Genomic DNA, 2,921 nt, shown 5'->3' on the forward strand with positions numbered 1-2,921 from the left:
CACGATCTCCTCCCCCAGGTGGATCGACAGGTTCTCGAAGGGCACGGTCCGCAGGTGCCGCAAATGCAGTTCCCGCAGGGCGGCAGTGCTGGGCGAGGCCGGGTGCTCAGCCCCGATACGGCGCAGATAGGCGTCAACCTGTGTGGTGTTCATGCCCCTCAGTCTCGCGCCACCCGCAACTCCGCACCCGCCCCGGACACCGCGAGCGCCCCGTCCCGGTCCGTGCGCAGCACCATCGCGCCCTCCGCACGCAGTGCGGCGACCGTGGTCGGAGCCGGGTGCCCGTACGAGTTGTCCACGCCGCAGGAGATCAGCGCCAGGCGCGGGGCCACCACCCGTATCAGGTCCGGGCTCTGGTACGCCGAGCCGTGGTGGGCGACTTTCAATACGTCCGTGTTCGCCAGCTGCGCGATCGCCGGGGAGTGCAACAGCCGTTGTTGGGCCAGTGGTTCGAGGTCGCCGAGGAGCAGCAGCCGCAGACCGCCGGAGCGGACGAGCAGCGTCACGCTGGCGTCGTTGGGGCCGTCCGGGTCCGGTGCCGGGGGTGGTGGCGGCCACAGCACCTGCCAGGTCAGGTCGCCGGTGCCGCGCTCCTCCCCGGCGACGGCGCGGAGGAGCGGAATGCCGCGGCCGGCCGCCTCCTTCCGTACGAACTCGGCCTGCTGTGCCGGTTCTTCGTATCCGGTCGTCTCGATCGCGCCCACCGCACGTCCCCGCAGTACGCCGCGCAGGCCGGCCACGTGGTCGGCGTGGAAGTGGGTCAGCACGACCAGCGGGATCCTGGTGATGCCGAGCGCGCGCAGACAGTGGTCCACCAGCGTCGCATCGGGTCCGGCGTCCACGACCACGCCGGCGCCCGGGCCCGCCGCGAGCACCGTCGCGTCGCCCTGCCCCACGTCGCACATCGCGAACCGCCAGCCCGGCGGCGGCCAGCCGGTGATCACCCGGGTCAGCGGCGGCGGCTGCACGATCACCAGGAGCAAGAGAGTCCCGCAGACCGCGCAGAGCCAGGGGCGTCTCAGGAGCCACCGGCCCGTGAGCACGGTCGCCGCCGTGACGAGGGCGAGCAGCAGCGCCCCGGTCCAGCTGTCCGGCCAGTCCACTCCCCCGCCGGGCTGGGCCGCCCCCGTCCGGGCCACCTGCGCGAGCCATCCGGTCGGCCAACTCGCGCACCACGCAAGCGCCTTCGCCACCGGTATGGCGACCGATGCCGTCGCCAGCGCCGCGAAGCCCAGCACGGTGGCGGGCGCGACCGCGATCTCCGCGAGGAGGTTGCACGGCACCGCGACCAGGCTCACCCTGGCCGACAGCACGGCCACGACCGGCGCGCACAGTGCCTGCGCGGCGGCCGCCGCGGCCAGCGCCTCGGCCAGGCGGGCGGGCACCCGGCGCCGTTGCAGCGCCGCGCTCCAGCGGGGTGCGAGCGTGAGCAGGGCGCCGGTGGCCAGCACCGACAGCAGGAAGCCGTAACTGCGGGACAGCCAGGGGTCGTAGAGCACCAGCAGCAGCACGGCCGTGGCCAGGGCGGGCAGCAGCGATCTGCGGCGTCCGGTCGCGAGGGCGAGCAGCGCCACGGCTCCGCAGGCCGCGGCCCGCAGCACGCTGGGGTCGGGTCTGCAGACGAGGACGAATCCGAGGGTGAGCACCGCACCGAACAGCGCGGTGGTGCGCAGCGTGAGACCGAGACGGGGTGCGATGCCGCGGCGTTCGGTGTGCTGGGCCAGGCCGGGCGGTCCGAGGAGCAGGGCGAGGAGGATGGTGAGGTTGCTTCCGGAGACGGCCAGGAGGTGCGTGAGGTCGGTCGCCTTGAACGCCTCGTCCAGTTCGGGGGTGATCCGCGAGGTGTCCCCGACGACCAGGCCCGGCAGCAGTGCCCGCGCGTCCGCCGGCAGGCCGTCGGTCGCCTCCCGCAGCCCCGCCCGCAGCCTGCCGGCCAGCCGCTGTGGTCCGGACGGTTCCGCCACCACCTCGGGCGCCGCCCGGTCCCAGATCCGCAGGACCGCCGCGATCCGGTCGCCGCCCGTCAGCGGGGGCGCCAGGCGCGCGGTCACTCTCAGCCGCGTGGACGGCAGCAGGCCGAGCCAGGGCGAGCGCTGCGGCGTTCGCGAGCCCGTGCCGACCAGGATCAGCACCGGAGCCCGGGTCGTCACGGCCGCTGCCGCTCCCCCCGCCCGCTCGACGCGCCGTACCTGGGCGTCGATCAGTACGGAGGTCGGTGCCACGTGGTCGCCCCGGATCCGGGGGCGGGTGAGACGGGGGTCGGAGGTCAGCTCCACCTCGGCGGTCACCGTGGCGTACTGCCGCGCCAGGGCGGGCACCGGCCCGCGCCGTACGTCCGCGCCGTGCAGTCCGGCGGAGACGGCGGCCGCCGCGGCGGCGAGCAGCGCGGCGGCGGAGGAGGCACGCGCCCAGGTGCCCCCGGAGGGAAGGGCGGTCGTCCGTCCGCGTCCTGGATGTCGTCGACGGTGTCGTCGGCCGAGCAGGAGCACGGCGGCTGCGGCGAGGCAGGCGATCACGGAGCCGGTCACCCAGCCCGTGGAGGCGTCCAGCGCGAGTGCGGCCGTCGCCCAGGCCGCGAGCGCGGGCGGGACGAGCCGGAGGTCTGCCGGCCCTTCCTGTCGCGGGTGGGCGGCTCCGAGCCGTTTGCCGGAGGCGGCGTGCACCGCCGGGCGAACGGGGTGGTCGAGGACCGTGGGACCGCGCGGGTCGTCGGGGTTCCGGCTCACGGCCCGACCAGGCTTCGCAGGTCGGCGAAGCGGCGCTCGCCGATGCCGCTGACCTCACGCAACTGGTCCACCGAGCGGAAGCCGCCGTGCTGCGTGCGGTAGTCGATGATGCGGCGGGCCAGCACGGGGCCGACGCCGGGGAGGGTCTGCAGCTGCTCCGCGGTGGCCGTGTTGAGGGAGACGGGGGACGTGGGG

3 protein-coding genes are annotated in these 2,921 nt (G+C 75.2%); all 3 read right to left on the bottom strand.

Annotation, left to right across the window (positions count from 1 at the left end):
- Positions 1-153 (bottom strand): arylamine N-acetyltransferase (locus C1I97_RS34525; protein ID WP_181447045.1); only part of this gene is annotated, 153 nt, incomplete at its 3' end.
- A 5-nt stretch (positions 154-158) separates the two neighbouring features.
- Positions 159-2,663: a ComEC/Rec2 family competence protein gene (locus tag C1I97_RS34530; RefSeq protein ID WP_111006925.1), complete on the bottom strand. Its 2,505-nt coding sequence runs from the start codon at positions 2,661-2,663 to the stop codon at positions 159-161.
- A gap of 59 nt (positions 2,664-2,722) precedes the next feature.
- Positions 2,723-2,921, bottom strand: a 199-nt coding sequence (locus tag C1I97_RS34535) for a ComEA family DNA-binding protein (protein ID WP_146608395.1), incomplete at its 5' end; no start/stop codon positions are given.

Source organism: Streptomyces sp. NTH33 (genome assembly GCF_003236365.1).
Lineage (GTDB): Bacteria > Actinomycetota > Actinomycetes > Streptomycetales > Streptomycetaceae > Streptomyces.